General features: G+C 68.0%; 18 protein-coding genes. 13 read left to right on the top strand and 5 right to left on the bottom strand.

Annotated features, from left to right (window positions below; all coding sequences use genetic code 11):
- Positions 1-42 precede the first annotated feature (42 nt).
- On the top strand, positions 43-669 hold the full coding sequence (locus OG257_RS09155) for a histidine phosphatase family protein (RefSeq protein ID WP_329206377.1): 627 nt from the start codon (positions 43-45) through the stop codon (positions 667-669).
- 16 nt (positions 670-685) lie between these two features.
- Here OG257_RS09155 and OG257_RS09150 read toward each other — a convergent pair whose 3' ends face one another.
- Positions 686-1,621, bottom strand: a complete 936-nt coding sequence (locus OG257_RS09150; RefSeq protein WP_329206375.1) for a LysR family transcriptional regulator — start codon at positions 1,619-1,621, stop codon at positions 686-688.
- Between the two features lie 134 nt (positions 1,622-1,755).
- On the opposite strand from OG257_RS09150, the gene OG257_RS09145 reads away from it, so the two are divergent.
- On the top strand, positions 1,756-3,006 hold the full coding sequence (locus tag OG257_RS09145) for an MFS transporter (RefSeq protein WP_329206374.1): 1,251 nt from the start codon (positions 1,756-1,758) through the stop codon (positions 3,004-3,006).
- Positions 3,007-3,025: 19 nt separating this feature from the next.
- On the opposite strand, the gene OG257_RS09140 is transcribed toward OG257_RS09145, so the two are convergent.
- Together OG257_RS09140 and OG257_RS09135 are read right to left on the bottom strand one after the other, a co-directional pair.
- Positions 3,026-3,232: a DUF397 domain-containing protein gene (locus OG257_RS09140; RefSeq protein ID WP_329206373.1), complete on the bottom strand. Its 207-nt coding sequence runs from the start codon at positions 3,230-3,232 to the stop codon at positions 3,026-3,028.
- Positions 3,229-4,059, bottom strand: coding sequence for a helix-turn-helix domain-containing protein (locus OG257_RS09135; protein ID WP_329206372.1), 831 nt, complete (start codon positions 4,057-4,059; stop codon positions 3,229-3,231). The genes OG257_RS09140 and OG257_RS09135 overlap by 4 nt, the downstream gene beginning before the upstream one ends.
- A gap of 199 nt (positions 4,060-4,258) precedes the next feature.
- Here OG257_RS09135 and OG257_RS09130 point away from each other — a divergent pair, with 199 nt between their 5' ends.
- Positions 4,259-5,956: an LCP family protein gene (locus OG257_RS09130; protein WP_329206371.1), complete on the top strand. Its 1,698-nt coding sequence runs from the start codon at positions 4,259-4,261 to the stop codon at positions 5,954-5,956.
- A 133-nt stretch (positions 5,957-6,089) separates the two neighbouring features.
- On the opposite strand, the gene OG257_RS09125 is transcribed toward OG257_RS09130, so the two are convergent.
- Positions 6,090-9,938: a GH92 family glycosyl hydrolase gene (locus OG257_RS09125; RefSeq protein WP_329206370.1), complete on the bottom strand. Its 3,849-nt coding sequence runs from the start codon at positions 9,936-9,938 to the stop codon at positions 6,090-6,092.
- 792 nt (positions 9,939-10,730) lie between these two features.
- On the opposite strand from OG257_RS09125, the gene ngcE reads away from it, so the two are divergent.
- The 9 genes from ngcE to OG257_RS09080 all read left to right on the top strand — a co-directional run bounded on the left by ngcE (position 10,731) and on the right by OG257_RS09080 (position 22,876).
- Positions 10,731-12,137 (top strand): N-acetylglucosamine/diacetylchitobiose ABC transporter substrate-binding protein, encoded by a 1,407-nt coding sequence (gene ngcE / locus OG257_RS09120; RefSeq protein WP_329206369.1) that lies wholly within the window; start codon positions 10,731-10,733, stop codon positions 12,135-12,137.
- Between the two features lie 7 nt (positions 12,138-12,144).
- Positions 12,145-13,200: a carbohydrate ABC transporter permease gene (locus tag OG257_RS09115; RefSeq protein ID WP_329206368.1), complete on the top strand. Its 1,056-nt coding sequence runs from the start codon at positions 12,145-12,147 to the stop codon at positions 13,198-13,200.
- Complete coding sequence (locus tag OG257_RS09110; RefSeq protein WP_329206367.1) at positions 13,197-14,069, top strand: carbohydrate ABC transporter permease; 873 nt, start codon at positions 13,197-13,199, stop codon at positions 14,067-14,069. Before OG257_RS09115 ends, OG257_RS09110 begins: the two co-directional genes overlap by 4 nt.
- A gap of 237 nt (positions 14,070-14,306) precedes the next feature.
- Positions 14,307-15,506, top strand: a complete 1,200-nt coding sequence (locus tag OG257_RS09105) for an ROK family transcriptional regulator (protein ID WP_329206366.1) — start codon at positions 14,307-14,309, stop codon at positions 15,504-15,506.
- A 119-nt stretch (positions 15,507-15,625) separates the two neighbouring features.
- Positions 15,626-16,738, top strand: a complete 1,113-nt coding sequence (locus tag OG257_RS09100) for a sugar ABC transporter substrate-binding protein (RefSeq protein ID WP_329206365.1) — start codon at positions 15,626-15,628, stop codon at positions 16,736-16,738.
- A gap of 192 nt (positions 16,739-16,930) precedes the next feature.
- Positions 16,931-17,719 (top strand): ATP-binding cassette domain-containing protein, encoded by a 789-nt coding sequence (locus OG257_RS09095; protein WP_329206364.1) that lies wholly within the window; start codon positions 16,931-16,933, stop codon positions 17,717-17,719.
- Positions 17,716-18,993 (top strand): sugar ABC transporter permease, encoded by a 1,278-nt coding sequence (locus OG257_RS09090; RefSeq protein WP_329206363.1) that lies wholly within the window; start codon positions 17,716-17,718, stop codon positions 18,991-18,993. Before OG257_RS09095 ends, OG257_RS09090 begins: the two co-directional genes overlap by 4 nt.
- A gap of 217 nt (positions 18,994-19,210) precedes the next feature.
- Positions 19,211-21,124 carry a 1-deoxy-D-xylulose-5-phosphate synthase gene (dxs, locus tag OG257_RS09085; protein WP_329206362.1) on the top strand — a complete coding sequence of 638 codons (1,914 nt, stop codon included), beginning with the start codon at positions 19,211-19,213 and terminating at the stop codon, positions 21,122-21,124.
- 282 nt (positions 21,125-21,406) lie between these two features.
- On the top strand, positions 21,407-22,876 hold the full coding sequence (locus OG257_RS09080; RefSeq protein ID WP_329214993.1) for an amino acid permease: 1,470 nt from the start codon (positions 21,407-21,409) through the stop codon (positions 22,874-22,876).
- 152 nt (positions 22,877-23,028) lie between these two features.
- Here the strand turns inward: OG257_RS09080 and OG257_RS09075 are convergent, their stop codons facing one another.
- Complete coding sequence (locus OG257_RS09075; RefSeq protein WP_329206361.1) at positions 23,029-24,126, bottom strand: LCP family protein; 1,098 nt, start codon at positions 24,124-24,126, stop codon at positions 23,029-23,031.
- Positions 24,127-24,552: 426 nt separating this feature from the next.
- On the opposite strand from OG257_RS09075, the gene OG257_RS09070 reads away from it, so the two are divergent.
- Positions 24,553-25,590: a hypothetical protein gene (locus OG257_RS09070; RefSeq protein WP_329206360.1), complete on the top strand. Its 1,038-nt coding sequence runs from the start codon at positions 24,553-24,555 to the stop codon at positions 25,588-25,590.
- Positions 25,591-25,612: the final 22 nt, after the last annotated feature.

The raw sequence follows: 25,612 nt of genomic DNA, 5'->3' as shown, positions 1-25,612 counted from the left end.
GCCCCGGCCCGGGGCCGGCTCCTCGGCGCGAAGGTGGAGTCCATGGGCGAGCTGATCCTGATCCGGCACGGCGAGACGGAATGGTCCCGCTCCGGACAGCACACGAGCCACACCGACCTGCCGCTCACGGACCTCGGCGAACGCCAGGCCCGCGCGCTGGTCCCCCTCCTGGCCGACCGGCACATCGGCCTCACCCTGGTCAGCCCGCTGATCCGCGCCCGGCGTACCGCGGAACTGGCGGGCCTGCGGACGCCCCGCGTCACACCGGATCTGCACGAGTGGGACTACGGGGCGTACGAGGGTGTGACCACGGTCGAGATCCACCGCACCCGGCCCGACTGGAACCTGTGGACCGACGGCGTCGCACCCGGCCCCGAAGGACACCCGGGCGAGACGCCGGCAGAGGTGGGCGCCCGCGCCGACCGGATCCTGGCAGAGGTACGGGCAGCCGCCTCACGCCTGGGCGACGCCGATATCGCGCTGGTCGCGCACTCCCACTTCCTGCGGGTCCTCACGGCCCGCTACCTGCGACTGACTCCGGCGAGCGGCGCCCTGTTCCAGCTCGCCACGGGCGCGGTCTCCCGCCTCGGCAAGGAACACGGCCTGCCGGTCGTCACGGCACTGAACCTCGCACTCCCGGAGAGCCTGTACGAGGCGGCGCGCGCCTGAGCACGCGGCCGGGGCGTCAGCGCGGAATCACCCAGCTCGGCGCCCAGGTCCCGGCCTCGTCGTCGCCGGTCGCCGTGGCGGCGAGGTGGGCGCGCAGGGTGGCCAGCGCCGGGTGCGGGTTGTCGCGGTGCCAGAGGAGCGAGTGCGGGTAGACGGGCGTCGGGTCGGTCACCGGGATGAGGCGCAGCCCGTGGCCGACGGGCCAGACGAGGCGGGTCCTCCCACCCATGAAGGTGGCCAGGGCTGGGGTGTCGGCGATGGTGTCCAGGAGGGCGTCGGAGCCGAAGTTGGGGCCGGTCGCCTCGATGGTGAGACCGAACTCGGCGACGAGGTCGTCGTAGTAGGCGGCCCACTCGGTACCCGGGACGATGCCCGGCATCCAGATCCGGTGCCCGGCGAGCCGGGCGAGGGGCACCGACCGGGCGCCCGCCAGCGCGTGTGCGGGGCCGGTGAGGAGCTGGAGCGGTTCGTCGAGCACCCGGACGGACTCGATGTCCTCGGGCAGTGGCCGGCCCGGCACGGCCACGGCGCGGAACGACGCGTCGATCTCACCGGACCGGATGGCGGCGACGGCCGTCTCGATGTCGAAGAGCCACACCACGTCGAGCTCGATCCCGGGATACGCGTCGTGGAAGCCGCGCATCAGGCCGGACGCCGCGCCGCGTGAGGCGATCACGTCGACCCGCAGCGGACGGTGGCCGGTGCGTACGGACGCGACCGCGCGCTCGGCGACACGCAGCAGCTCACGCGCGTGGGGCAGGAACGCCTGCCCGTCGATGGTCAGCTCGGCGCCGCGCGGCGTGCGGGTGAAGAGCCGCACACCGAGGCTGCGCTCCAGTGCGGCGATGCGCTTGGAGACGGCCTGCTGGGTGACCGCCAGTTCGGCGGCGGCCTCCTGGAACTGCCCCGCCTCGGCGGCGGCGACGAAGGTCCTGACGGTGTCGAGGTCCACGCCGACACCTTACGGCCACAACCATTGGTTGTGGACGGTCGGCACTTCGGTTGTTTGATCCCGCGGTGTCGTGCTCGCTTTGATGCTTCCGATCGCGGAACGGTTGTGCGGACGAGCGGAGAGGGGCGTCGGGCATGAGGAGCGGACACCGGCTCGGCAGGCCGTTCGGATGGCTGTGGGGAGCGTACGGGACCAGCGCGCTCGGCACGTGGCTCGCCTTCGGCGCGTTCCCGCTGATCGCCATCCAGGTGCTGCACGCGGGACCGGGCGAGGTCGCCGCGCTCTCCTCCGTGGGGGCCGCGGTGGGCGCGGTCGTGGCGGTGCCGCTCGGCCCGTGGGTGGAGTTCCGCCGCAAGCGGCCGGTGCTGATCGCGATGGACCTGGTGCGGTTCGCGGCGCTGCTGACGATCCCCGCCGCGTTCGCGCTCGGCGTTCTCACCTTCCTTCAGCTCCTGCTCGTCTCGGTCGTCGTCGCGGCGGCCGACATCACCTTCCGCGCAGCCTCGGGCGCCTACCTGAAAACGCTGCTGCCGCCCGAGGACCTGCTCGTGGCCAACGCCAGATTCGAGTCCACGGCCTGGACGACCACGATCATCGGACCGCCGCTCGGCGGCGCCGCGATCGGGCTCCTCGGCCCGGTCGCGACCCTGGTGGCCGACGCGGTCAGCTACCTGCTCTCGGCCCTGGGTATCCGCGCGATGGGCCGGCACGAACCCCGGCCCGAACCCCGGGAGGCCGCGCGCCTGCGGGCCCGGGACCTGCTCGACGGCTGGCGGTACATCCTCGCCGACGCGACGCTCCGCCCGCTGTTCATCAACACCGCCCTGTTCAACGGCCTGGTGATGGCCGCCTCGCCGCTGCTGGCCGTCCTGATGCTCGGCCGGCTCGGGTTCGCGCCGTGGCAGTACGGCCTGGCCTTCGCCCTGCCCTCGATCGGCGGGCTGCTCGGGTCGCGGCTGGCCCGGCCGCTCGCCACCCGGTTCGGGCAGCACCGGGTCCTGGTCGTGGCCGGGACGCTGCGCGCGTTCTGGCCCATCGGCCTGGCCTTCCTGGGGCCGGGCACCGGAGGACTGCTGCTGGTGATGGGCGTCGAGTTCGGGCTCATCCTCTGCTGCGGGGTCTTCAACCCCGTCTCCGCCACCTACCGCCTCCAGCGCACCGCGACCGACCGGGTCGCCCGCACGCTGTCCGCCTGGGCGGTGACGACCAAGGCCTCGACCGCGCTTCTGACGGCCGTCTGGGGCGTACTGGGCGGCCTGCTCGGCCCGCGTACCGCCATCGGCCTCGCCGGCGTGCTCCTGCTGGCGACCCCGCTGTTGCTCCCCCGCCGGGGAGCGGCGCCGCTCCCCGCGCCGGAGCCGGAGTCGGAACCGAGCCGCACCTGACGGGGAAAAGCAGGCACTGTCAGAGGGTGCCGTTCCTCAGGGCGTCGACGAACGGGGTCCAGCGCGAGGAGGTGAAGGAGAGCGCGGGTCCGGCCGGGGTCTTGCTGTCGCGGACGGGGACGAGACCGGGGAAGCCGTCGGCCACTTCGACACACTCTCCGCCGTCGCCGTTGCTGTAGGACGACTTGCGCCAGGCAGCTGTGCTCAGGTCTGGTGTGGTGCTCATGGCGTCACGAACTCCTTCGCCGCCGAGACGATCCGGTCCAGGGACGCCTCCGGCGACAGTGCGGCAGCCCTGGCCAGATCGTATGCGGAGCGGTACTGCTCCACCAGCAGTGGTTCTTCGACGAGTTGGCCGCTGTAGGCGCTCTCGGTGTACACAACTGCGGGAGCCTCGGTGAACTGCATCAGTGTCATCGACGCTTGCAGGACGGGGTGGGCTCCGGCTGAGAGCGGGAGCACCTGTGTGACGACGCGGGGGCGCGATGCGGCCTGCTCGGCCAGATAGGCGAGTTGCTCAGCCATCACGGCGTTTCCGCCCACAGGGACGAGCAGGGCGGCTTCGTGAATCACCATCCAAAGCACGGGCGCAGTAGGTGAGTCGAGGAGGCAGGCGCGCTCCATGCGGGTGTGGACGTGTCCCTCGATGACTTCTTTGGCGGCGAACGGGTGAGCGGACCGGGTGAGCGCCCGCGCGTAGGCCTCGGTCTGCAGAAGGCCAAGGACGACCGATGTGCAGCTTCCGATGAACGAAGCCTGTAGCTGGAGCTCCGCCGCGTCCGCGAAGTACCCCGCCACATTCGACTTCCGCGCCAGCAGACACAGCCGCTGCAGATGCTCGCCGCTCCCCAGCAGCTCGTCCAGCGCGCGCGACAGCTCCAACTGGGGCCGCCGTTCCGCTGCTTCGAACAGGCCGATGTACGTGCCGGAGCAGAACACCCGCTCGCCCAGCTGGTTCTGCGACAGGCCCGCCGTCTCCCGCAGGCGGCGCAACTCCGCACCGTAGAAGGTGCGCGGGTTCGCGTACGGGTCGAGCTCCTTGGGCTGCGGCATGGTGCGGAACCTAGTGGTCACCCCGCCCCCGTACAGGTGGATCCGCTCCCGATCACCCGGACGGGTCGGCCCGAAGCCGTGTCGTGCGAAGCGTCTACACAGACATGTCGCAGAAGCCTTTGAGCGGCACGCGGCCCCGATAGCATGTTGCGTCGAACAGTTGGGCGACTTGGTTGGCGCCCGGCGGAGACTGGGGGGCATGGGCGTGCAGACCTATGGAGGGGCGGACGAGGTCGATCCCGCGGATCAGTGGGTGGTCAACCCCGAGACCGGTGCGTACGAACTGCGCCTGGACGGTCATGGGGCAACTCAGTCCGGCAGCGACCCCCGCGTCGACTCCGCTTCCCGCGGCAGTACCGCCGATTCCGCACCCGCCCGGGTCCCCCGGCAGCGCAGCCGTCGCGAATCGACCGCTGCGGACACCCCGCCCAGGGCGCCCCGCCGCAAGCCCAAGCAGCGGGGCAGGAAGAAGGTGCTGATGTGGACCGGGGGCGCCCTCACCCTGGTCCTCGTAGGTACATCGGCGTACGCGTACTACTGGTACGACCGACTCGACGGGAACATCAGCACCGTCGACGTCGGCGACGTGGGGAGCGACACCGTCCTGGGGGACGGGCCGGTCAACATCCTGATCATCGGCAACGATGTACGTGTGGGCAAGGGCAACGAGGCTTACGGCAACCGGAGCAACGTCACCGGCCATGCCGACACGACCCTCCTCTTCCACATATCCGAGGACCGCTCCAACGCGACCGTGGTGAGCATCCCCCGGGACCTCATGATCAAGATCCCGGACTGTGAGACCAAGCAGCCCGACGGCTCCACCAAGGTCATCGCCGGCTCGACAGTGCCCACCAGGTTCAACGAATCCTTCGGAGTCAACGGCCGTGACCCGGGCTGCACGATGCGTACGGTCGAGGGCATCACGGACCTCGAGGTCGACCACTTCATGATGTTCGACTTCAACGCGGTCAAGACCGTGTCCACTGCCGTCGGTGGCGTCAAGGTGTGTCTGAAGGAGCCCATCAAGGACGTGGACGGCGGGACCGACCTCGACCTGCCGGCCGGGGAGAGCCGGATCGCGGGCGAGGACGCGCTGTCGTTCCTCCGGAACCGGCACGGTCTGAAGAACGAGAGCGACCTGGACCGGATCGAGATGCAGCAGCAGTTCGTCGCATCGATGATGCGCCAGCTGAAGGAAGACACACTGGGCAGTCCCACGAAGATGCTCGACATCGCCGAGGCGGCCACCAACGCCCTCACCGTGGACAAGGGGATAGGCAGCGCCGCCAAGCTCGTCACCCTTGCCAGGGAGTTCGGCAGGATCAACCTGAAGAACATCACCTTGATGACGGTGCCGGTGGTCGACAACCCGGACGAGCCCACCCCCGTCACCGTCGTCCTGAACCCGGTCGAGGCGCCGAAGGTCTTCAGCATGATGCAGAACGACGTGTCCTTCACCGAAGTGAAGAAGGAGCAGAAGGCGGCCAAGGACAAGCAGGCGGCGCTGCTCGAAGGTCCTCGGGCGGAGGCGTCGGCCGTGCGCGTGGACCTCTTCAACGGCGGCGCTCCGAGCGGATCGGCGAGTGCCGTCCTGGGCTGGCTGCAGAACTCCAAGGGCGTAGCGAAGTCCAGCAACGTGGGCAACGCCCCGAAGGACGTGGCCAGGACGACTCTGGAGTACGCGCCGAACCAGGCCGACCAGGCGCGTGAGCTCGCGGACCTCATGGGCCTGCCCGCCTCGGCGCTGAAGCCCGGTACCACGGACGCCGCTGCGGCGGAGCCGATGACGCTCGTCCTCGGGCCGGACTTCAAGAAGGCCGGAACGCCGCTCGCCCCGCCGAAGAAGGTGGACGTCAAGCAGTCCCGGGCCGACGAGAGCGCGTGCGGCGCGTAGCCGCGTCATGACGACGTCGGCCGAGTAGCCGGCCTTCTTGCCGAAGCGTCCGCCGCACGACAGGAGCCGGGGGCCGGCCACCCGCACGTGCGAGTGGCCGGCCCCCGGCTCCGTAACTCCGGTCAGCAGGTGGTCAGGAGATCAGCTCGATCTCCGCCAGCGTCGCCGCCGCCGTGCTCACGAGCCGGTACTTGGTGTACGAGCCCGGCGTGTGCACCGAGAACGCCCGGGTCTGCTTGTCCCAGGCGAACGTCTGGCCGGACCGCTTGTCGAGGTCCTTCCAGGTGGTGCCGTCCGAGGAGCCCTGCAGCACCCAGCCCGTCGGGGCCTTCGCCGCCGCGGAGGACGTCAGCGTGTACTGGATCGCCTTCGTCGCCGAGGCGACCGGCAGGTCCACCGACTCGACCGCGGCCGAGGTGGCCGAGGAGTTGTCGTACAGCGCGCCGTCGCCCTTGAGCACGTCGCCCTTCGGGGCGGGGACCTTGTCGTCCTGGGTGATGGAGACCGGGGCCGCGTCCTTGCCCGTGCCCCACGCCGAGGGCTTGGAGCCCATGTCGAACTCCAGCACGCCGCCCTTGGCCAGCAGGTCGTGCGGCAGCGAGGTGGACGTCCACTTCTTGCCGTTGACCTTCAGGCCCTGGACGTAGATGTTCTTCGCGCTGTTCTTCGGGGCCTTGACCACCAGGTCGCGGCCGTTCTCCAGGTGCACGGTCGTCTTCGTGAAGAGCGGCGAGCCGATCGCGTACTCACCACTGCCCATGACCAGCGGGTAGAAGCCGAGCGAGGAGAAGAGGAACCAGGCCGACTGCTCGCCGTTGTCCTCGTCGCCGTGGTAGCCCTGACCGATCTCGCTGCCCGTGTACAGGCGGCCGAGGACCTCGCGGACCTTCTCCTGCGTCTTCCAGGGCTGCGAGGCCGCGTCGTACATGTACGTGGCGTGGTGCGCGACCTGGTTGCTGTGGCCGTACTGGCCCATCCGTACGTCACGCGCCTCGGTCATCTCGTGGATGACGCCGCCGTACGAACCGACGAACTCGGGTCCGGCGGTCTCGGGGGTCGAGAAGTAGGTGTCCAGCTTCTTCGCCAGACCGTCGCGGCCGCCGTACAGGTTGGCCAGGCCCCGGCTGTCCTGCGGGGCGGTGAAGGCGTAGCCCCAGCCGTTGGTCTCCGTGTAGTCGTAGCCCCAGACGCGGGGGTCGAACTTGTCGGAGGGCAGGCGCCAGTCGCCGTTCGGCTTCTTGCCCTGGAAGAAGCCGGCCTTGTCGTCGAAGAGCTTGACGTAGTTCTGGGCGCGGTTGAGGAAGTACGCGGACTCCTCCTTGTAGCGCTCGTTCTTCGTCTTCTTGTAGAGGGCCTGGCCCATCTGCGCGATGCCGTAGTCGTTGAGGTAGCCCTCCAGCGACCAGGAGAGGCCCTCGTGCGTCTCGGTGTCGGCGTACCCGGTGAAGACGGAGGTCTCCATGCCCTTGCGGCCGACACCGGAGGACGGCGGGGCCACCGTGGCGTTCTTGACGGCCGCGTCGTACGCCGCTTCCGCGTCGAAGTCCACGCCCTTGACGTACGCGTCGGCGAAGGCCACGTCCGAGCTCGTGCCGGTCATGAGGTCGGAGTACCCGGGGGAGGACCAGCGGGAGATCCAGCCGCCGTCCTTGTACTGCTGGACGAAGCCGTCGACCATCTTCCCGGCCTGCTTCGGGGTGAGGAAGGAGTAGGCGGGCCAGGTCGTGCGGTAGGTGTCCCAGAAGCCGTTGTTGACGTACACCTCACCCTTGACGATCTTCGCGCCGGTGTGGGTCGGGGTGTTGGTGCCGGTCGGCGGCGAGAACGGGCTCGCGTAGGTGCTCTTCCCGTCGACCTGCTCGAAGCCGGAGTTCGGGTAGAGGTACAGCCGGTACAGGCTCGAGTAGAGCGTGGTCAGCTGGTCTGCGTTGGCGCCCTCGACCTCGACCTTGCCGAGGATCTTGTCCCAGGCCTTCTGCGCGTTCTTGCGTACCGTGTCGAAGGAGGTCTTCTCCGGCAGCTCCATGGCGAGGTTCTTCTTCGCCTGGTCGACGCTGATCAGCGAGGTGGCCAGGCGCAGGTTGACCGTGCGGTCCTTGCCCGCGTCGAAGCGGAAGAACCCGGTGACGTCGTCACCGCCGCCGCCCTTCAGCTTGCCGCTGTCGGTGACCGGCGCGTCGAAGGAGCCGTACACGAAGAGCCGGGTGGCACCGGTGGAGCCGCCGCTCTTCACGTCCGAGAAGCCGGTGAAGGAGCCGGTCTTCGCGTCGAGGGTGAGGCCGCCGTCGTTGGAGACGTTGTCGAAGACCATGCTGGCGTCGTCGGACGGGTAGGTGAACCGCATCCGCGCCGCGTGGTCCGTGGGCGTCATCTCGGCCTTGAGACCGTTCTCGAACGTCACCCCGTAGTAGTGGGGGTTCGCCGTCTCGTTCTCGTGGCGGAACGGCAGGCCGCGGGCCGTGCGGGAGGCGTCCGGGGTTCCGGAGGCCGCCGACGGCATCATCTGGAAGGTCTGGCGGTCGCCCATCCAGGGACTCGGCTCATGGCTGGCGCTGAAGGCCTGCAGCGTCGGCAGGTTGTCCGCGTTGTTGCCGCGCGAGTAGTCGTACAGCCAGCTCGTGGAGCCGGCGTTGGTGACCGGCGTCCAGAAGTTGAAGCCATGCGGGACCGCGGTGGCGGGGAAGTTGTTGCCGCGCGAGAAGCCGCCGCTGGAGTTCGTGCCGCGCACCGTCGACGCGTAGTCCGAGAGGTGCGCCTTGCGCTTCTCCGGGGCCTTCGGGGCGATCTTGATGTCGTCGAGCCAGCCCTGGAACTTCGCGGGGCCCTTGGGGGAGTCGTAGGCCACCAGGATCCGGTCGACGGTCTTGCCCGCCGCGACCGTGCCGATGCGCGAGGCGACCTTGTTCCACTGGTTCACGTACAGCCGCTTGGCGTCGGCCTGGCCCTGCGGGGTCAGCAGCCCGCCGTGGCTGTCGGTGGCCTTCAGCTCGCTCAGGTAGCTGCCGTCGGTGAAGGCGAGGTCGACCGCGACGTGGGTGGCCGGGTAGTTGAGATCCGTCTGGCCCATCTGGGGGTAGACCAGGTAGGAGAGCTCGGTGTCCTTGGTGACGGCCGTGTCGACGTCGAAGACCTTGTTGTACGAGTAGGCGTGGCCGTCCGGCTTGTGCGTGCCGGCGTAGCGCAGCGCCTTCTTTCCGGTGAATCCCGCACCCGCCTTGGCGGTGGGGGAGCCGGAGGGGCCGCGGTCGATCTGGCTGCGCATGTCGCCGGGCGCCGGCGGGGAGGTGTCGCCGTTGGAGAACTGGACGTCGGCGAGCTGGATCGCGTCCGTGGCGCCGTTGTTCTTCGTGATGTCCAGGCGGAAGTGCTTGTAAGCCGTATCCGTGGTGAAATCGTACGACTTGGTCTGGAAGCGCTCCGAGAAGGTCTGGCCGGTCCGGGTGTCCAGGTCCGTCCAGGTCTTGCCGTCGGCGGAACCCTTCAGGGTCCAGTCCTTGGGGTCGCGCTCGTCGTGGTCGTTGGCCGAAGTGAGTGCATATGTCACTACCTTCGTGGGTTCGACGAGATCGAACTCGACCCAGCCCGACGGCTGGAAGGCCAGCCACTTCGTGCCGGACTCCACGTCGACGAGGTTCTCCTTCCCCTCGCCGCCCCCCGAGTTCTCGCTGCTGGCCCGCACATCGGTGACCTGATCGGTGACATTGCCCGGTATTCCGGCGGAGAATCCGCCATCGATACCCGATGCCCTTTTCTTTCCGTCAGAGCCTTCTTCAACGGTATTGCGCCAGTCCGGCTGCTTTTCGTCCTCTTCGAAGGAAGAGCTGAACGAACGCTCGCCGGAAGGCTTTTGGGACGGTCCGGCCGGTTGTGCGAAGGCCGCGGTAGGGGCTGCCGCCACAAGGACGAGAGAGGCCGCGATGACCGCGGCGGAGGTGCTGTGTCTCTTGCGGGGGCCTTGCTGAAGACCACGTAGGGGCTGCATACGGAGCCGATCCTCCCGGGGGGCGTGCTTGGACAACGTTGTCATTACGGGACTCGGGTACCAGTAGGGAGCCAAGTGGCCGGATGTGTCAAGAGTGTTGCGAGGTGTCGGCCCGCCGAATCGGCCGCAATCCGGAAATGTGGGTTCCGGTGCGAGGGCGCACGGTGCCGAAGTATCCGCGAGGTCTCAACTCGGGAAAGACTGCCGCTCAAACCTGCATTCGATCTTGCTCAGTTGGCGACAAGTGGACTATACCTGTCGGCACCTGGACGGCCGTTCCACGCGTCACGGGCAAGGGGGACGGGGGACGTCTGCGGGGCCGCTGTCAGCGACTTCGCTGTAGCGGTCTCCCGAAATCCCGCACTGCACGGCAAAACTGCAATTCCGCATGACCCAAGCGCAACTGACCGCGGTGGCGGGACCCTTCGCCTGAGGCGATATCGACGGGTGACCGGTACACCGCCTGAGTCCTGGAGAAGGCGAGGACTTGAGCATGGGATCCACTCCCGGCGTAGGCCATTGCGGTCTGATCAAGCGGAGCGCGACTGTCGCTCGGGCCGCGGCTACGGCGACCGCTTTTCCGACATCGTTCAGGTGATCACCATCGGTGCCGCTGAGCGGCTCCGAGACGACGGCTGAACGACCCGATGTGCATCGCCGCCGACATCGCAGGCGGAAACCCACATCAGGACGCGCTCAAAGAGAAGTGCGGCAAGCACGGGGCCAACCCGGCCCGGCAGCCGAACACGCAGCAAACCCGTAGAGATCCAATTGATCAGTGAGGATGCAGAGATGACCATTCGTGCCGGCTCTCTTGACAGGCGAACGCTCCTGCGCGGGGCGATCGCGACGGCAGCCATGGGTTCGTTCGCGGTTGCGTGTGGCTCTCCCTCCAGCAACGACAACGGTGGCGGCGGCCCGAAGGGCGAGAAGGGTGCCAAGAACCCGTTCGGCGTCGCCAAGAACTCCAAGGTCGAGGCGGCCATCTTCGACGGCGGCTACGGCACCGACTACGTCCAGTTCGTCAACACGGTCATCGGGGCCCAGATCGCCGGCACCAAGGTCGACGTCAAGCCGGTCGTCGACATCGGCCCGGAGCTCCAGCCCCGCTTCGTCGGTGGCAACCCGCCGGACCTCATCGACAACTCCGGTGAGGACCAGATCGGCTTCCTGGGCATTCTCGACCAGCTCGAGGAGCTCGACGACGTCTTCGAGGCCAACACCTACGAGGGCAAGAAGATCGCCGACATCGTCTACCCCGGCGTCAAGGACCCCGGCACGTTCAAGGACAAGTTCGTCGCGCTCAACTACGTGATGACGGTGTACGGCGTCTGGTACTCCAAGACGCTGTTCGAGGCGAACGGCTGGACCCCGCCGAAGACGTGGGACGAGGCGCTCGACCTCGGCGCGGCGGCGAAGAAGAAGGGCAAGTACCTCTTCGTCCACGGCAAGGAAGCGGCGACCTACTACCGGACGCTCCTGATCGACTCGGCGATCAAGGAGGGCGGCGACGAGGTCCGGATCGCGCTGGGGAACCTGGAGAAGGGCTGCTGGTCGCACCCGGCGGTCCAGGGCGTCATCAAGATCATGGAGACCATGGTCAAGGAGAAGATGTTCGTCCCCGGCGGCTCCGGCACCCAGTTCCAGAAGGCGCAGGCGATCTGGAGCAACGACCAGAAGGCGCTGCTCTACCCGTCCGGTGGCTGGATCGAGAACGAGATGAAGGACGCCACCAAGGCCGACTTCCAGATGACCGGTGTTCCGGCGATGACGCTCACGGCCAAGCCGAAGATCCCCTACGAGGCGCTCCGTGCGGCCGCGGGCGAGCCGTTCATCGTTCCCAAGCAGGGCAAGAACCCGGCCGGCGGCAAGGAGGTCCTGCGGGCGATGCTGTCCGAGAAGGCGGCCGCCAACTTCTCCAAGACGAAGCTGGCCCCGACGATCGTCAAGGGCACCGTGCCCGCCGACGGTTACGGCTCCACGGCCCTCGTCTCGCAGACGAAGATGCTCGAGGCCGCGGGCGAGAACATCTTCAACTACACGTTCGTCGAGGCCTACGGCATGAACACCGACCAGCTGGTGCCGTGGAACTCGTTCCTCGCCGGCGACATCGACGCCAAGGGTCTGACCTCGGCTCTGCAGAAGATCTCCGACAAGATCCGGGAAGACGCCTCCATCGAGAAGATCAAGGTCAGCTAGTAGCGCGATGAGTGACACGATCACCAAACCCGAACCCACGAGCGGCCGGCTCAAGCCGGCCGCTCGCGGCGGGCGTCCCGGGCGCCGCAAACTCACCTTCGACCGGGTGACGTTCTTCCTCGCGTTCCTCGGTATCCCGCTGGCCGTCTTCATCCTTTTCGTCCTGATGCCGTTCGTCCAGGCGATCTATTGGGCGATGACGGACTGGCGCGGCTTCAGCCCGGACTACAACTTCGTCGGGCTGGACAACTTCATCAAGATGTTCGAGGACGACATCTTCCTGAAGGCGTTGCGCAACGTGGCGCTGCTGGCGGCCGTCGTACCGCTGGTGACGTTGACGCTCGCCCTCGGGGTCGCGGTCGCCATCACGCTGGGCGGGCCCAGCAAGGGCCCCGTCCGGGGGATCCGGGGTGCGTCGTTCTACCGGATCATCTCGTTCTTCCCCTACGTCGTGCCGGCGATCATCGTCGGCCTGATCTGGGCGCAGATGTTCGACCCGAACGCCGGCCTGGTCAACGGCTTCCTCACCAGGATCGGTCTTGACGGCTTCGTGGCGTTCGCCTGGCTGGGCGAGGTCTCGACCGCCATGCCGTCCCTGATATTCGTCTTCGTCTGGGGACTCGTCGGGTTCTACGCGGTGCTCTTCATCGCCGCGATCAAGGGAGTTCCCGCCGAGCTGTACGAGGCGGCCAGGATCGACGGGGCCGGACGGTTCCGGACCACGATCTCGATCACCCTGCCGGCGATCCGGGACAGTGTGCAGACGGCGTACATCTATCTCGGCATCGCCGCGCTGGACGCGTTCGTCTACGTACAGGCACTGTTGCCGAACGGCGGGCCGGCCAACTCGACCCTGACGATCAGCCAGCGGCTGTTCAACGTCGCCTTCGCGAAGCAGCAGTTCGGATACGCCACCGCGATGGGTGTCGTCCTCGCCGTCGTCACCCTGGTGTTCGCGGCGCTGGTGTTCACCGTCTTCCGCCTGACCGGCGGTGGCGAGGGTAAAGAGAATGCGCGTGGGTTCAAGGCTCGGCGTGCTGGAGCCAAGGGAGGTGCTCAGTGAGCGCCATAGCCGCCGACCGGAAACTGGTCAGAGTCACCGCGAGCGGCGACCGCAGGTTCGCCACGATCTCGCACGTCTTGCTGGTCATATGGTCCGTGATCGTGATCGTGCCCATGCTGTGGGTACTGATGTCGTCGTTCAAGTCGACCGGCGAGATCCTGTCGTCGCCGTTCTCGCTCCCGGACCACTGGAGGGTCGAGAACTACGCGAACGCGTGGACCGACGCGAACATCGGGAAGTACTTCCTGAATTCGGTGATCGTCGTTGTCTCTGCGTTGTTCCTGGTGATGTTGCTGGGTGCGATGTGCGCCTACATCCTGGCCAGGTTCCAGTTCCCCGGGCGCCGGCTGATCTACTACACGATGCTGGCCGGACTGACGTTCCCGGTCTTCCTGGCGATCGTGCCGCTGTTCTTCCAGTTGCAGAACTTCGGGTTGCTGAACACGCGTCTGGGACTGATCCTCACCTACGTCGCGTTCGCGCTGCCGTTCACGGTGTTCTTCCTCTATTCGTTCTTCCGGTCACTGCCGCATGACGTCTACGAGGCCGCGTTGATCGACGGTGCCGGTGACTGGCGAGCGTTCTTCCAGGTCATGCTGCCGATGGCCAGTCCGGGCATGTCCGCGGTGGCGATCTTCAACTTCCTGGGGCTGTGGAACCAGTTCCTGCTGCCGGTGGCGCTCAACACCGACCAGGACATGTGGGTCCTGACCCAGGGGATGGCCGCGTACGCGTCCTCGCAGGTCTACGACGTCGACTACGGTGCGCTGTTCGCGGCGATCGTGGTCACGGTGGTGCCTGTACTGGTCGTGTACGTCATCTTCCAGCGCCGGATTGCCGGTTCGGTGTCACAGGGCACCTTCCGCTGACGCCCACCGTGGCGCCGTACGGCCGGCGCCATCACGTAACCGCTGCTTCACCCGTTGCGCACAAGGGTCGGGCCCCGGAGAGACAGCTCTCCGGGGCCCGACCCTTTTGTAAGGGGCAGGAGCCGATTTCCGTCAAGGGGTTGACGGCATAGGTATCCTCAGCGGAGCTTTGGAGTTCATAACTTGTACAAGGTTCGGTCACCCAGGGTGACGCGGGCCACGGATAAGGGTGGGTCAATGGAGACTCCGGGGTCGCAGACATCTCTGCATCGCGCCAACCTCGAGCGGGTTGTGCGCGCCGTGCGTATGGCGGGTTCGCTCACCCAGGCGGAGATCGCCAGAAGCACCGGCCTCTCCGCGGCCACCGTCTCCAACATCGTTCGCGAACTGAAGGACGGCGGCACGGTCGAGGTGACCCCCACCTCGGCGGGCGGACGCCGCGCCCGGAGCGTCTCCCTCAGCGGGGACGCGGGCATTGTCATCGGGGTAGATTTCGGACATACTCACCTTCGCGTGGCCATCGGCAACCTTGCCCACCAGGTACTGGCCGAGGAATCCGAGCCGCTGGACGTCGACGCTTCGTCGGCGGAGGGCTTCGGCCGCGCGGAACAGCTGGTCAACCGCCTGATCGAGACCACCGGGATAAGCCCCGGGAAGGTGATCGGTGTCGGTCTGGGCGTACCGGGGCCGATCGATGTCGAGTCCGGCACGCTGGGCTCCACGTCGATCCTGCCGGGCTGGACGGGCATCAACCCCAGCCAGGAGCTCTCCGGCCGCCTCGGCGTGCCCGTCTACGTAGACAACGATGCCAACCTCGGGGCCTTGGGGGAGCTGGTCTGGGGCAGCGGCAGGGGTGTCAAGGACCTCGCGTACATCAAGGTCGCCAGCGGTGTCGGCGCCGGTCTGGTGATCGACGGGCACATCTACCGCGGGCCCGGCGGCACGGCCGGCGAGATCGGGCACATCACGCTCGACGAATCGGGCCCTGTGTGCCGCTGCGGCAACCGCGGCTGCCTGGAGACCTTCGCCGCCGCCCGGTACGTCCTGCCCCTTCTGCAGCCCAGTCACGGGCCCGAGCTCACCATGGAGCGGGTGGTCCAGCTGGCCCGTGAGGGCGATCCGGGGTGCCGCAGGGTGATCGGGGACGTGGGACGGCACATCGGGAGCGGTGTGGCCAACCTCTGCAACCTGCTGAACCCCAGCCGGGTGGTGCTCGGCGGATCCCTCGCCGAGGCGGGCGAGTTGGTGCTCGGACCCATCCGCGACTCGGTCTCCCGGTACGCGATCCCCAGTGCGGCACGGCAGCTCTCGGTGCTGCCCGGAGCGCTCGGGGGCAGGGCCGAAGTGCTGGGTGCGCTGGCCCTCGTTCTCAGCGAGATGGGTGATTCAACCCTTTTGGAGAGCACGGCCCCTGCCGGGACGCCTGCCTTCACTTAGATAACGAATGGCACCGTTGTCATCTCGTTAAGGATTTACTCCTTGACGCTGACGGCGCGGCCGAGTTGACTCCAACCCACCTCGGCCGCAACGTCGCGGCCTCGTCAGGGAGGTTCGAAATGAACACGCGTATGCGTCGTGCCGCCGTTGCCGTTGCCGCCACCACCATGGCCGTCTCGCTCGCTGCTTGCGGGAGTGCCAAGGAGTCCGGCGACAAGACCACGGACACCGGCTCCGCCAAGAAGGGCGACGCCCTCAAGATCGGTCTGCTCCTTCCGGAGAGCGAGACGGCTCGTTACGAGAAGTTCGACAAGCCGATCATCGAGAAGAAGGTCAGCGAGCTGACCGGTGGCAAGGGCGAGGTCGTCTACGCCAACGCCAAGCAGGACGCCACGCTGCAGGCGCAGCAGGTCGACACCATGATCACGAACAAGGTCGACGCGCTGATCGTCGACGCTGTCGACGCCAAGGCCATCGAGAACAGCGTCAAGAAGGCCAAGGACGCGGGCATCCCGATCGTCGCCTTCGACCGCCTCGCCGAGGGCCCGATCGACGCCTACACCTCCTTCGACAACGAAGAGGTCGGCCACGTGCAGGGCAAGGCCCTGCTGGAGGCCCTGGGCGACGTCGAGAAGCCGACCATCGTGATGATGAACGGTGCCATCACCGACCCGAACGCAGCGCTCTTCAAGAAGGGTGCGAAGGCCGAGCTGGACGGCAAGGTCACGTACGGCAAGGAGTACGACACCAAGGAGTGGAAGCCGACCAACGCCAACGCCAACATGGAGGCGGCGATCACGGCTCTCGGCAAGGACAAGATCGCCGGCGTCTACTCCGCGAACGACGGCATGGCGGGCGGCATCATCACCGCCCTCAAGGCCGCCGGTCTCTCCAAGCTCCCGCCGGTCACCGGTCAGGACGCCGAACTCGCCGGTGTGCAGCGCATCGTCACCGGTGAGCAGTTCATGAGCGTCTACAAGCCGTACCCGCAGGAGGGCGTCGTCGCCGCGGAGATGGCCGTCGCGCTCGCCAAGGGCGAGAAGCTCGACTCGATCGCCACGTCGAAGATCGACAGCGGCAGCGCGAAGGGCATTCCCACCGTCCTCGTCCCGGTCGTCTCGCTGACCAAGGCGAACATCAAGGACACCGTCCTCAAGGACGGCATCTACACGATCGACGAGATCTGCACGGCCAAGTACAAGGCCGCCTGCGACGCCGCCGGTCTGAAGTAGGCCCCACCGCGAGACCGCCCGCAGGGCGGTCCCGCGCGGTCTGCCCCCGAAGCCTGTCCGGCGCCCCGCCCACCAACTGTCCCGCTACCGGGCGGGGTGCCGGACGGAACGCTTCTTCTGTTCATACGCTTCTGCTCGACCACCGCGCCTCCCCCCAGGCGCGGCATCCCCGCCGGTCAGGCGGCGAAGGAGATGGTTCACGTGTCCGCTACGCCCGTGTTGGCGTTGCGAGGGGTCTCCAAGCGATTCGGTGCCGTCCAGGCGCTCACCGATGTTGAGCTTGAGGTCCACTCCGGCGAGGTGGTCGCCCTGGTGGGCGACAACGGCGCCGGTAAATCAACGCTGGTCAAGACGATCGCCGGAGTCCACCCCATCGATGACGGCGTCATCGAGTGGGAAGGCCGGCCGGTCAAGATCGACAAGCCGAACGACGCACAGACGCTGGGCATCGCGACCGTCTACCAGGACCTCGCGCTCTGCGACAACATCGACGTCGTCGGCAACCTCTACCTCGGCCGGGAGATCCGCAAGTTCGGAGTCCTGAACGAGGTCGAGATGGAGCGCCGCTCCCGCGAGCTCCTCAGCACGCTGTCGATCCGCATCCCCAGCGTCCGCATCCCGATCGCCTCGCTCTCCGGCGGTCAGCGCCAGACCGTCGCCATCGCCCGTTCGATGCTCGGCGAGCCCAAGCTCGTCATCCTCGACGAGCCCACCGCCGCCCTCGGCGTCGAGCAGACCGCGCAGGTCCTCGACCTCGTCGAGCGGCTGCGCGAGCGTGGCCACGCGGTCATCCTCATCAGCCACAACATGGCCGATGTGAAGGCCGTCGCCGACAAGGTCGCCGTGCTCCGGCTGGGCCGGAACAACGGGGTCTTCGACGTGAAGACCACCTCGCAGGAAGAGATCATCTCCGCCATCACGGGCGCCACGGAAAACGCCGTGACCCGTCGTGCGGCGCGCAACGCGGAGGTCCAGAAGTGAAGACCGACAAGACGTCCACCGCAGTGATCAACCCGGAGGCCGCCAAGGGCGCGGACACCGCGGTCGACCCGCGGCTGCTCGTGCGCGAGCAGGGCTTCGGCGGATACCTCACCGAGTTCAAGCGCAAGATGCGCGGTGGAGACCTCGGGTCGATCCCCGTGGTCATCGGCCTGATCATCATCTGCGTGATCTTCCAGAGCCTGAACTCCGAGTTCCTCTCCGCGAAGAACATCAGCGACATCGCCGTGACGATGGTGGCCACCGGCATGATGGCCGTCGGCATCATCTTCGTGCTGCTGCTCGGCGAGATCGACCTCTCGGTCGGCTCGGTCAGCGGTGTCTCCGGCGCCGTCGTCGCCGTACTCAGTGTGACCAACGGTATGAACGAGTGGCTGGCCGTCCTGGTCGCCATCGTCAGCGGTGCGGTCATCGGAGCCGTCCACGGCTTCTTCTTCGCCAGGATCGGCGCGCCCGCGTTCGCCGTCACCCTCGCGGGCCTGCTGTTCTGGCTGGGCTTCATGCTCCAGCTCCTCGGTGACACGGGCACGATCAACCTGGACGGCGACGGTGTCGTCGGCAAGCTGACCACGTACTACTTCACGGACGTCGCAGCCGCCTACGGCCTCGCGGCCCTCGCCGTGATCGGCTTCTTCCTGTCCGCGTTCCTGGACAGCCGCCGCCGCGATGCGGCCGGCATCCCGGCCCGGCCGCTCACCGACATCGTGGTGCGCACCGCGGTGCTCGCGGTGTTCGCCTTCGCCGCGGCCTTCATGTTCAACCAGTACCGGGGTCTGCCGCTGGCGCTGGTCCTCTTCCTCATCGTGCTGGTGGGTTCGGACTTCGTCCTGCGCCGCACCTCCTACGGCCGGAAGATCTTCGCACTCGGCGGCAGCGTCGAGGCCTCGCGCCGCGCCGGTATCAACGTCACCGCGATCCGTATCTCGGTCTTCTCGATCGCCGGTACCTTCGCGGCGATCGGCGGCCTGTTCTGGGCCTCCAAGATCGCGGCGGCGAACCAGGGCTCCGGCACAGGCGACCTGCTGATGAACGTCATCGCCGCAGCCGTCATCGGTGGCACCAGCCTCTTCGGTGGCCGTGGCCGCACGTGGAACGCTCTGCTCGGTGTCATGGTGATCGTCTCGATCCAGTACGGCCTGTCGCTGGAAGGCATCGCCACGCCGGTCCAGTACATGATCACCGGTGGTGTGCTTCTCGCCACGGTCGTCATCGACTCCGTCACCCGCAAGACGCAGAAGACCGCAGGCCGCGCCTGACCGCGGTTCCGCACACGTGCCCGGCATCCCTCGTGGTGCCGGGCACGTGCGCGTACTCATGTCCTGCCACGGCGCCGTGCGGAACGCGCCCGTGGCACGAGGCCGGACGCACCCGCGGCAGCACGCGGAATGCGCTGCCCGATGACCGATGCCGCCGACGGAACATTAGACTCATCGGATCGGCACGCTCGACCAGCTCAAACGCAAGGAGGCACGGGTGGACCTGCTGACCCGCATCGGGGGACCGCGCGACCTGGACCGGCTCAGCCTCGAGCAGCTGAACCAGCTCGCCGAGGAGATCCGTACCTTCCTCGTCGACGCGGTGTCCAAGACCGGAGGCCACCTCGGCCCGAACCTGGGCGTGGTCGAGCTGACCATCGCCCTGCACCGGGTGTTCGAGTCCCCGCAGGACAAGGTCCTCTTCGACACCGGCCACCAGAGCTATGTGCACAAGCTGCTCACCGGCCGGCAGGACTTCTCGAAGCTCAAGAGCAAGGGCGGCCTCTCCGGATACCCGTCCCGCGCCGAGTCCGAGCACGACGTCATCGAGAACTCGCACGCCTCGACCGTCCTCGGCTGGGCCGACGGCCTCGCCAAGGCCAACGAGGTACTGAAGAAGGACGACCACGTCGTCGCGGTCATCGGCGACGGCGCGCTCACCGGCGGTATGGCCTGGGAGGCGCTGAACAACATCGCCGCCGCCAAGGACCGCCCCCTCGTCATCGTCGTCAACGACAACGAGCGCTCCTACGCCCCGACCATCGGCGGTCTCGCGAACCACCTCGCCACCCTGCGCACGACCGACGGGTACGAGCGGTTCCTGGCCCGCGGCAAGGACATCCTGGAGCGCACCCCCGTCGTCGGGAAGCCGCTCTACGAGACGCTGCACGGTGCCAAGAAGGGCCTCAAGGACTTCATCGCCCCGCAGGGCATGTTCGAGGACCTCGGCCTGAAGTACGTCGGCCCGATCGACGGCCACGACATCGAAGCCCTGGAATCCGCGCTGACGCGTGCCAAGCGCTTCGGCGGCCCGGTCATCGTCCACTGCCTCACGGAGAAGGGCCGCGGCTACACCCCGGCCCTCCAGGACGAGGCCGACCGCTTCCACGCCGTCGGCAAGATCCACCCCGACACCGGCCTGCCCATCTCCACCTCCGGCCTCGACTGGACCTCGGTCTTCGGCGAGGAGATGGTCAAGCTCGGCCACGAGCGCGAGGACATCGTCGCGATCACCGCGGCCATGCTCCAGCCCGTGGGCCTCGGCAGGTTCGAGGAAGCCTTCCCGGACCGGATCTACGACGTCGGGATCGCCGAGCAGCACGGCGCGGTCTCCGCGGCCGGCCTCGCCACCGGAGGACTCCACCCCGTCTTCGCGGTCTACGCGACGTTCCTCAACCGCGCCTTCGACCAGGTCCTGATGGACGTCGCCCTGCACAAGTGCGGTGTGACCTTCGTCCTTGACCGGGCCGGAGTCACCGGTACGGACGGCGCCTCGCACAACGGCATGTGGGACATGTCGATCCTGCAGTGCGTGCCGACCCTGCGGATCGCCGCCCCGCGCGACGCCGACCAGGTCCGCGCCCAGCTGCGCGAGGCCGTCGACGTCGACGACGCGCCGACCGTCGTCCGCTTCTCCAAGGGTGCGGTCGGCCCTGCGGTCAAGGCCGTCGGCACGGTCGGCGGCATGGACGTGCTGCGCTACGCGGGCACGGACGCGCCGGACGTCCTGCTGGTCTCCGTCGGAGCGCTCGCCCCGATGTGCCTGGAGATCGCCGCACTGCTGGACGCCCAGGGCATCTCCACGACGGTGGTCGACCCGCGCTGGGTCAAGCCCGTCGACGAGGCACTCGCCCCGCTCGCCGCACAGCACCGCGTCGTCGTCACCGTCGAGGACAACAGCAGGGCGGGTGGTGTCGGCTCCGCCGTCGCCCAGAACCTGCGGGACGCCGGGGTGGACGTACCCCTGCGTGACTTCGGGATCCCGCCGGTCTTCCTCGACCATGCCTCCCGCAAGGAGGTCATGGCCGAGATCGGCCTGACCGCACCGGACATCGCCCGTCAGGTCACCGGACTGGTCGCCAAGCTGGACGGCCGGTACGAGAGCCGGGCCGTGGAGCCCGTCCGCGACTGACGCCGCGCGCCGGCCGGTACCGCGACTGCGCCCCCTCGTTCCGTACGGAGCGAGGGGGCGCAGTCATGCGGTCACCGGGAGAGGCTCGGTGAGGGCGTGAGCGTGTGCCGTCCGTGCCCGCAGTACTCCGTTCGGCCGAGAGAACTTCCCTCTCCCGTGCCCCATCGGGTGAATCGCCCCCTTCCGCCTCCCCTCAGCCGCGCGCCGTCTCGATCATGACCGTGATTCGGGTAACGCGAGGACGCGGCGACGGACGATCACGGAGGCAGACCGGTGAACACACTGTTTCGGACGAAGACGGTCGAACAGTCGATCAGGGACACGGAGGAACCGGAACACGCGCTCAAGAAATCCCTCTCCGCGCTGGACCTCACGGTCTTCGGAGTGGGTGTCATCATCGGCACCGGAATCTTCGTCCTCACGGGCAAGGTCGCCAAGGAGACGGCAGGTCCCGCGACCGCTCTCGCCTTCGTCGCCGCCGGTATCGTCTGCGCCCTGGCCGCACTCTGCTACGCCGAATTCGCCTCCACCGTTCCCGTGGCGGGATCCGCGTACACCTTCGCGTACGCCTCCCTCGGCGAACTCGTCGCCTGGATCATCGGCTGGGACCTGGTGCTCGAATTCGCCCTGGGCACGGCGGTGGTGGCGGTCGGCTGGTCCGGCTACGTCCGCTCGCTCATGGACAACGTCGGCTGGACGATGCCCGAGGCGCTCTCCGGTCCCGATGTGGCGGACGGATTCGGCTTCGACATCCTGGCCTTCGCCCTGGTCCTGATCCTGACGGTCATCCTCGTGCTCGGGATGAAGCTCTCCGCCCGGGTGACGACGGTCGTGGTCGCCATCAAGCTGGCCGTGGTCGGCATCGTGATCGTGGCGGGCCTGTTCTTCATCAAGTCGGCCAACTACTCGCCGTTCATCCCCGAGGCCCAGCCGCAGGAATCCGGTTCGGGCCTGGACGCCCCGCTGGTCCAGCTGATGTTCGGCTACGAACCGACGAACTTCGGCATCATGGGCATCTTCACCGCCGCCTCCGTCGTCTTCTTCGCCTTCATCGGCTTCGACGTCGTGGCCACCGCGGCCGAGGAGACCAAGGTCCCCCAGCGGGACATGCCGCGCGGCATCCTGGCCTCGCTCCTCATCTGCACAGTGCTCTACGTCGCCGTGTCGCTCGTGGTCACCGGCATGCAGCACTACTCCGAACTCTCCGTCAGCGCCCCGCTCGCGGACGCCTTCAAGGCCGTCGGCCACCCCTTCTACGCGGGAGTCATCAGCTTCGGCGCCGCAGTCGGCCTCACCACGGTCTGCATGATCCTGCTCCTCGGCCAGACCCGGGTGTTCTTCGCGATGAGCCGCGACGGGCTCCTCCCGCGCTTCTTCTCGGTGACGCACCCGCGCTTCGGCACCCCGTACCGCCCGACCATCCTGCTCGGCGGGATCATCGCGATCGTGGCAGGGTTCACGAGCATCAACGAGCTCGCGACCCTGGTGAACATCGGCACGCTCTTCGCCTTCGTGGTCGTCGCCCTCGGTGTGATCGTCCTGCGCCGCACCCGCCCCGACCTGCACCGGGCCTTCCGTACCCCCTGGGTACCCGTGCTCCCGATCGTGTCCGTCGCCGCCTCGGTGTGGCTGATGCTGAACCTGCCGGCCGAGACGTGGCTCCGGTTCGCGATCTGGATGGCCATCGGAGTGGCCGTCTACTTCCTGTACGGGCGCCGGAACAGCCGTATGCAGAAGGACAAGGTCTCCTGACCCTGCCCGGCCCCCCACAGGACGCGACAGCGGCCGCAGCCGTACAGGGACCCGTACACCGGGTCCCGTACGACTGCGGCCGCTGCTGTTCCGGGACCGGCCGGACCGGACCGTGGCCGGTCCCCTGCCGGTCCCTGAAGGATGAGGCGGGATCAGCCGCCGGTCGCGGGGGACTTCTTGGCGGACTCGGGGATCGTGGCGTCCTGACGGATCGCCTTCCAGAGCTCGCCGGCCCGGGGCTCCGAGGCCACCACCCGGTTCGGGTCCTGCTTGTCGTAGGCCACCGGCAGCATGATCGTCTCCATGGAGGAGGGGTCGACGCCGTTCATCGAGCGGGCGAACTCGGTGAGGGAGGTCAGCGAGGCCAGCCCCTCGTCGGTGGTGAGCGACTTGGTGGCCGAGTTGGCGATCTTGTACGCGGTCGTCGGACTGCCGAGCAGGTCCTGGGACTTGATCTCGGTCAGCAGCGCGAGCAGGAACTGCTGCTGGAGCCCGATCCGGCCGAGGTCGCTGCCGTCACCGATGCCGTGCCTGGTCCGGACGTAGGCGAGGGACTCGGTGCCGTTGAGCTTGTGGGAACCGGCGGTCAGGTCGAGACCGGAGGCCTTGTCCCGGATCGGTTCCTCGACCTCGACGGTGACTCCGCCGATCGCGTCGACCAGATCCTTGAACCCGGCGAAGTTGATCTCCAGGTAGTGGTCGATCCGGACCCCGGACATCTTCTCCACGGTCTTGACCACACAGGCCGGACCGACCTGGGAGTACACGGAGTTGAACATCACGCGCTCGGCGGACGGCATCTTCGAGCCGTCGGCCTTGTTGCACTCCGGCCGGGTCACCAGGGTGTCGCGCGGAATGGACACGGCGACGGCCTCGGTCCGGCCCTCGGGTATGTGCACCACCATGGCGGTGTCGGACCGGGCGCCGCCGACGCTGCCGCCACCGCCCAGCTCCTTGTTCTCCGCCCCGGCCCGCGAGTCCGATCCCAGCACCAGCAGGTTCTGCCCGGTGGTGGGGAGCTTCTCGGGACGGTCCTTCTCGTCGAGGGCCTTGTTGATGTCGACGCCCTTGATGTTGCCGTCGAGCTGGCTGTACATCCAGTAGACCGTGCCGCCGCCTGCGAGCAGCAGGACGAGCAGGACGCCAAGAGTGATCTTGAGGCCCCGGCGGCGCTTGCGCGGCTTGGGTGCGCGTCTGGAGCGGGTTTCGTCGGATATCCGCGATCCGGAGTCAGCGTTGTGATCTGTCATGGGCTCGTCTGGTTCTTCCGTCGGGACGCGCTCGGCGCGTGCGAGAGGAGAGGAAAAGGGGGCGGACAGTTCCGGTCCGTGGGTGCCGAAGTCGTCCCTGCGCTGCGATTCGTCCAGGTGCCGTTCGCACCTCGAAGTCGCATTCTGTGATAGGAAGCTCTCTGAAATCGACCCCTGTCGAGTATTATTGTGACACCAGTTGACGCAGTAAAAGCGAAACCGGTCATTCGACAGAGAAACCACGGGACTCCGCCCATCGCCGTTCGGCACCGGAGGAAGTACTCGGTGAAGAACGGGCGGGGAGCAATGGTTTTGCGTTCAGGGCGCAGGCGTGGCGGTCATCCTGGCGGGGGGATCTCTGCCGGACCTGTCGGACAGCCCGTCGCCGCACCGCGAGCCGCAGCGCCGCGCACGACCGGATGGCTCGTGCCGGACGGCGAAGGCCGCCTCACCGCGTACGCCGTCGGCAGGACGGGCGGCATCGTGCGCTGGACCGAGGCCGCTGCGCAGTCCGGCGGCTGGGGACGCCCCGAACTCCTGCTCGCCGACGCCGGGATGCTCCCGTATCTCTCCGTCGCGCGGAGTCCGCAGGGCTACGTCGACCTCTTCGCGATGCGGCGCAAGGGCAACGGCCCTCAGGCACCCGTCGAGGTCGTCTTCGCGTCCCAGTACCAGGCAGGCCGTCCGATGACCGGATGGCACTCGATCGGCAACCCGCACGCCGACGCAGCGCAGGCGGGGGCCGTCGGCGCCCCGGTGGCGGTCGTCGACGGGAGCGACACGGTCCACGTCTTCGTCCGCAGCGCGACCGGCGGGGTGTTCACCCGTCGGCGCGGCCGCGGAGGCGCCTGGGGCAAGTGGACGGCTCTGCCGTGCAAGCGGGTACGGGAGGGCATGTCCGCCGTCGTGACCCCGTCCGGCCGGGCCGAAGTCTTCATACCCGCCGACAAGGGCGTGTACGTATGGCGCCAGGAGAAGCCGGGCGGCTCCCTGGACCGCGCCCCCAACCTGGTCTTCATCGCCCGCCCGGAGACCGCGTCGGGCACCGGGTCCTACGAGGACAGGATCACCCACTTCTGGCGTGACGACGCGAGCGGCGAGGTCGTCGCCTACCGGTTGCCCGAACCCGGCGCCGCCGACGTCGCCCCCGCTCCGCTCGCCGGCCGGTCGGGTCGTGGCCCCCTCGCCCTGTCCCGCTGCGTCGTGGACGGCTACGACTGCACCGTCCTGGCCCAGACCGAGGAGACGGGCACCCTCGGGGTGACCGCCTATCCGACCGAGATGGAATCCGCAGGTGCCTGGTGGGCCGATACCCGCGAACCCTGTGAAGGGGTGCCCGCACTCGCCCGTGACCGTGCCGGCCGGCTGGTCGTGGCGGTGATCGGCCCGGACGGCGGGATGAGCGTGACAAGGCAGCGGACGGATCAGCAGGGGATGGCGCTGGAGGCCTGGCTCCGGTACTGAGACCGCACCCGCGCGCCCCGCG

Origin of the sequence: Streptomyces sp. NBC_00683, from assembly GCF_036226745.1 — a bacterium.
GTDB lineage: Bacteria > Actinomycetota > Actinomycetes > Streptomycetales > Streptomycetaceae > Streptomyces.
Note: the sequence above shows the minus strand (reverse complement) of the source record. Positions and strands in the feature narration are given on the sequence as shown.